Origin of the sequence: Acinetobacter indicus CIP 110367 (assembly GCF_000488255.1) — a bacterium.
Classification (GTDB): Bacteria; Pseudomonadota; Gammaproteobacteria; order Pseudomonadales; family Moraxellaceae; genus Acinetobacter; species Acinetobacter indicus.
This window is the reverse complement of record NZ_KI530747.1, coordinates 1-5,392: the sequence shown is the minus strand read 5'-3', so window position 1 is coordinate 5,392 and position 5,392 is coordinate 1. Positions and strand designations below refer to the sequence as shown.

Here is a 5,392-nt window from a genome sequence, read left to right as displayed (position 1 = left end):
AGTCTACATTTTCCCACCTTTGAGTCTACATTTTCCCACCTTGTGCCTACACTATTTATTGATGTATGCTAATTGGATAATTACATGGGGAATCCTCAGTGAAAAATGAGCTCGTAGTTAAGGATAATGCGTTAATCAATGCCAGCTATAATTTGGATACAACAGAACAACGATTGATTCTCTTAGCGATTGTACAGGCAAGAGAATTAAGTAAGAATGTGGACGCTAATAGCACGTTAGAGGTTCATGCTCATCATTATATGAAGCAGTTTAATGTAGATAAGCATGCGGCCTACGAGGGGCTTAAAAATGCAGCTAGCAACCTATTTGAACGAAAATTTAGTTACAAGTGCATACATGAGGGGACTCAACAGGAAAAGATCGTGAAATCACGTTGGGTTTCCAAAATAGCTTATGTTGATTCGGCTGGGATTGTGGAGCTAACTTTTGCACCTGATGTAATTCCATTGATTACACAGCTAGAGAAGTCTTTTACAGCTTATGAGCTTAAACAGATTAGCTCTCTCACAAGCAAATATGCAATTCGTCTTTACGAGTTGTTGATTCAATGGCGTAGTGTTGGCAAGACACCTATGTTTGAATTAGATGACTTTCGCTTTAAGCTTGGATTAGCAGAGGGCGAATATGTCAAGATGGCGAATTTCAAAGTTCGGGTACTCGATACTGCGTTAAAACAAATTAATGAATTAACAGATATCATTGCTTCTTATGAGCAACATAAAAATGGACGTGTGATTAGTGGCTTCTCATTTACATTCGCAACTAAGCAGCAATCTAAGAAAGTCACTCACCCCAAAGCTAAGAAGTTAACGGACAAGCAGATTCAATTCTTTGCTAACAAGCTAGCTCACCATGATCCATTTGCAAGCCAAAAAGCTGTAGTAGGGGAAAGCTATGCTGATCTAGAGAAAAGGCTTCTGATTGAACTACAAAATGCTGAGGTTGTAAGAAAATATTCTGGTGTCCTCAAAGAGTTAGGTCTTGAGGTATAGAATGCAACTAGATTAGTTTTAATATACAACTAATCTAGTTTTATAATCATTTCAATTTAATTGTAAAAAATTAAGCAGCATAAAACTTTTCTGCTAATTGTTCAGACTGTTCAAGTACCGTTTCTGTTACCAGTAAAGCCTTCTTTTGGGCAGAGGCTCTACCACATAGATGATAATTTGCTGTGTGGTTGTCTGATTGGTTTTGTACAATTAAACCCATTTGACAGTTCAAAGCCCTAATACAATAAGTCCTTATCCTTAGCTTTACCAGAACCTACCGACAAATTATTGGTGCTCTATAAACTCGCTACAGCCATGATTGATGGCTTGTATACAAAGGATATAGCATGCAAGAAATGTGGAGTGATTCTGACGTATCTCGAACCACAGGCAAACCAAGTATATGATATGTTCACAGACACGCAGAATATCAAGATCAGTGATGCCTTGATGGACTCTATGGAAAGTATTAATGGCAAATTTGGTAAAAGTAAACTTGCATTAGGTGCTAGCATATTGCCGAATCGAACCTAGAAGATGACTCGAGATAAGTTGAACATGAACTACTTTAAATGGGATTAACTCTTTTGTTTGGGGTAATAACATTTTTCATCGATTAGTTTTATTTTGGTTTCATTATAATTTTTTATTAGTTTCAAATAAGTTTTAATTAACAACTATTGAAGTAGATTATATCTGGATAAAAGAATGCCTCATATAGGTCATCAATATTTACTCGAATGCGTTTTTGATTCGCACGAACATCTGTAATCTTATTCAGTTCCAAGTCTTCTAGTTGTTCCATCATAGTTACATATCCATCAGCCGGAACACAGTAAAAAGCCGGTGTATTACGATTCAGGATCGCTACAGGTTCACCTTTACCTGCTAACACTGTATCCATAGGACTCTTCTTGAGTTCAGTAATACTGCATTCATTCGTGCATGGATTATCCTATTTGAACTAAGCTTAAGTTAGTACGCTAAATAATAGAATCTGGTACGTACAAGCTTCAGATCCGTTGCAAAATAGCCTCATTTAAAAAAGTGAATAGGTGTGATGCCTTGTATACCCTAAAGTAACATTTAAAAGATCCCAGAATTTATGTCTCATTTAAATAAAATTTGTCCATACGTTACATGTAACTTTTAAATCTTAAATTTATTAATTACAATATATAGAAATAAGCATTCAGTCGAGGACAATATGAAAGGTCACAAGGTGGGATATGTCAGAGTCAGCTCTGTTGACCAAAATATTGGACGTCAACTTGAGGGAGTCGAGGTCGACCGAGTTTTTGTTGATAAAGCTTCAGGTAAAAATACTGCTCGTCCTAAATTCCAGGAAATGCTCAGCTATGTTCGTGAAGGAGATGTGATTGTTGTTCACTCTATGGATCGTTTTGCTCGAAGTCTGAAAGATTTGGTGACTGAAGTTGATCAACTCGTAAAAAGGGGAGTTGCTATTCAGTTTGTCAAAGAGAATATTACTTTCACAGCCCAAGCTACTCCCATGGATAACTTAATGTTGCAGTTGATGGGGGCTTTTGCTCAATTTGAGCGAGAGATCATTCTGGAACGTCAGAAAGAGGGAATCAAGATTGCCTCTGCTCAGGGGAAATATAAAGGTCGTGTCCATAAATTAAATCCTGACCTAGCTGAAGCTCTACGACAATCATGGAGAGAAGGAAAATACACATCGAAAGTTGCGTTAGCAAATGCATTTGGAATCAGCCGACAGGCTGTATATCGCTATTTGAAAAATTGACTTTTAAATGTAGTAAGTGATGAAATAAATTAAAGTCCTCTGAATTTCCACCACAATCCACAAAAAATTATGCTGGTCATGGCCAGCATAATTATTATTCAATAATATACAATTTAGATTTTTTCTTTGGTATATCAACCTTAGCTAAAGAATTAAATGTTAATTGATTAAAATCATCTTCAGAAATACCAATTTCATCAAGCATTTGATTTTTATCAAAAGATGGTTGAGAAGATAAAACAGAGATAATTTTAGGTAACATCAGACTTTCATCTCGGTGTGTTTCCTCAGGTTCAGTAATATTATAACCTAATGAGTTCATCTTCATAGAGTTACTGCGGTTAACCCAGTCACTGATTAGCCCCAATTTATGAGCTTTATAATTTATAGCTTTTAAAGACGTTCGCCATACCTTTTTATACTCAATCATATTTTCGAGTGAAAAATAGCGTGGAGAAGTTGCAAAAAATGAATCTGTAGGCATTAAAAATTCAGATGCAAACTGATCGGCCTCAGTTTCGAGAACACGGTTATCTTTTTCACCTCGAATGCTTTTATTGTGCGTGTGCATAACGATATGACCAAGTTCATGTGCACAATCAAAACGGGCTCTTTCAGCAGACTTGAAGGTATTCAGAAAGATAAAAGGACTACCACTTTCATCATCAAAAAATGATAAGGCATCAATATCTCTAATTTCAGTAGGGAGTCTAAAAACACGAATACCTTTTAGCTCACACAGCGAAACCATATTATTAATCGGCTGGTTACCTAGGGTCCATAAGCCCCTTAGCTCTGATGCTAGATGATCAACATATTTAGATTCACCTGCAAACTCAGTAATGTCTAAATCAGGCCGCTGAAAGATAGGTAGCTTCACTTTTTGATTTAAGTATTTATTGATGTTAATTGCTAAAAGTGTATATGCCTCATTAGCTTTTCTATGCTGTGCCTTAATTCGAGCAACAGATCTATAAAAAATCTGGTCTGTTTCATGTGGCTTGGTGTCATTGCTTGTGAAAAATGACATAGGCAAATTTAATGTGCGGCTAATTTCGAGCTGATCATTTTCATTGATTTCTTTATCCATATCCAAAAGTTGCTTTACCTTAGAGACAGAACAACCTAATTTTTCTGCGAAATCGATATTGCTAAGTCCACGCAGTTCTTTAGCAATACGTAAACGATCTTTATTAAACACATTAACCTCAGGTTAAACTACAAGCTGAATATCGAAATCATCTGGTTTGATCTCATCAGATGGCTCCAATACTGGCTTTGGATCGGTTTTGATTGGGAGAGTATTATCTATTTCAAATGCGATTCTGCAAGTGTGGTTGCTTGGCAAAATTGAAATTTTTGACTTGGTTGGGGTCTGTACAAAACTCGTAGGGTAGGCGATTTCAAATGGAATTTTTGGAATATCACTTTCTTTATATGCTGGATGCGAAGCTGAAGGAAAGTAAACAATCCAGGTGCGTAATTTTGTCTCATCATCGTAGGTAGACTGGTTCTCTTTTATATTTTTTAAGGTCATATAACCTTTTTCACAATATGCTGATAGAACATGATCTTTATGACCTAATGCTAGGTTACCGGTCATAAAGATAATTTGTATCTTCTTGGCTGTATTCTCGATACGAGGTTGGCTTTCGTTATGGAAAACCCAAGCCGAATCAGATTTCCTAAGTAGTAGAGCTAGCTGTTCACCAATTTTACCCCAACGGCCAATAAATCTGGCTTTATTGAAAACTGTATTGGTTCTAAAGTCAGCATCACCAATCATGATAGCTTCCCTTACTAAATCGAGATCCGGCAATCCGAGCTTTTTTGCTATAAAGTTTGCTTCTGTACCAGTAAAGAAGTCACATGGTGTGGGTTCAGACGGTTGGATCGATTCTTCATCAAGAAGATTAAAATTCATAACGGAAATATCCTAAAGAGTAACGAATGTCTTTTTTATAACATCATTTGATGTTATAAAAAAGACATTACTTGAAAACTGTGATAGATTCCTCTCAAAACAACATTATTAAAATTTGGGGAATGCAAATGAGTAGATTTTTTATCAATCATAAAAACTGTCCCGAATGTGGGGCAAGAATTAAGGGTTACTATTACTACTGCGGTAAATGCGGTAACAATGATGTTACTGATTGGAAGTTAAGTGGCCTTAACTTACTCATTGTAGGTGCCATATTTTTCTTAATTATGTATTTTTTGATGCAGAATTTTTGTGAAATCTCTTTGTTTTCACAGGCGCCATTTTGCAAATATTTATAAGTTAGCTCGCCTCCAGTAACCTAGAGATGAAATATCTTAAAAAGACCCAAACCATTTAAAGTTTGGAGCTATAGAGAATATAAGTTATTAAATCTAAAATAATTTCGAATGACGTCTATTATGTTAATTTTATATAAATTAACATAATAGATTATTAGCCGCTGATCAGGATAAGTCAGTTATCTCCTGATTTTTTTGTATTATTTTTCTTAATTTTTTCTCTTTTTAAAGTGGCAACATGTTGCTTAGCTAGCTCGCTTTCAGGCTCATCACTCATACCAGCCCGTAACGCAGCATGATGCTTGACTAATTCACTTACTACTCCACC

4 protein-coding genes and 2 pseudogenes are annotated in these 5,392 nt (G+C 35.9%); 3 read left to right on the top strand and 3 right to left on the bottom strand.

What is annotated here, in order from left to right; genetic code table 11:
• Nucleotides 1–98 precede the first annotated feature (98 nt).
• Together repM and P253_RS15985 are read left to right on the top strand one after the other, a co-directional pair.
• Nucleotides 99–1,013 carry a replication initiation protein RepM gene (gene repM, locus P253_RS04640; RefSeq protein WP_016658926.1) on the top strand — a complete coding sequence of 305 codons (915 nt, stop codon included), beginning with the start codon at nt 99–101 and terminating at the stop codon, nt 1,011–1,013.
• A 141-nt stretch (nt 1,014–1,154) separates the two neighbouring features.
• A pseudogene (locus P253_RS15985) lies at nt 1,155–1,544 on the top strand (DinB/UmuC family translesion DNA polymerase); the annotation flags it as partial.
• Between the two features lie 139 nt (nt 1,545–1,683).
• Here the strand turns inward: P253_RS15985 and P253_RS04630 are convergent.
• Nucleotides 1,684–1,952: pseudogene (locus P253_RS04630) on the bottom strand (type II toxin-antitoxin system Phd/YefM family antitoxin).
• A 268-nt stretch (nt 1,953–2,220) separates the two neighbouring features.
• Here P253_RS04630 and P253_RS04625 point away from each other — a divergent pair.
• Entirely contained in the window at nt 2,221–2,781 is a 561-nt protein-coding gene (locus tag P253_RS04625) for a recombinase family protein (RefSeq protein WP_016658928.1), read from the top strand.
• A 94-nt stretch (nt 2,782–2,875) separates the two neighbouring features.
• On the opposite strand, the gene P253_RS04620 is transcribed toward P253_RS04625, so the two are convergent.
• Together P253_RS04620 and P253_RS04615 are read right to left on the bottom strand one after the other, a co-directional pair.
• Nucleotides 2,876–3,982, bottom strand: coding sequence for an XRE family transcriptional regulator (locus P253_RS04620; RefSeq protein WP_016658929.1), 1,107 nt, complete (start codon nt 3,980–3,982; stop codon nt 2,876–2,878).
• 12 nt (nt 3,983–3,994) lie between these two features.
• On the bottom strand, nt 3,995–4,705 hold the full coding sequence (locus P253_RS04615; protein WP_016658930.1) for a hypothetical protein: 711 nt from the start codon (nt 4,703–4,705) through the stop codon (nt 3,995–3,997).
• Between the last annotated feature and the right edge of the window lie 687 nt (nt 4,706–5,392).

What these genes read in the sequence shown, in the direction of transcription:
- P253_RS04625 (WP_016658928.1), top strand. Translation starts at nt 2,221, where the DNA reads ATGAAAGGTCACAAGGTGGGATATGTCAGAGTCAGCTCTGTTGACCAA.
- P253_RS04615 (WP_016658930.1), bottom strand. Translation starts at nt 4,705, where the DNA reads ATGAATTTTAATCTTCTTGATGAAGAATCGATCCAACCGTCTGAACCC.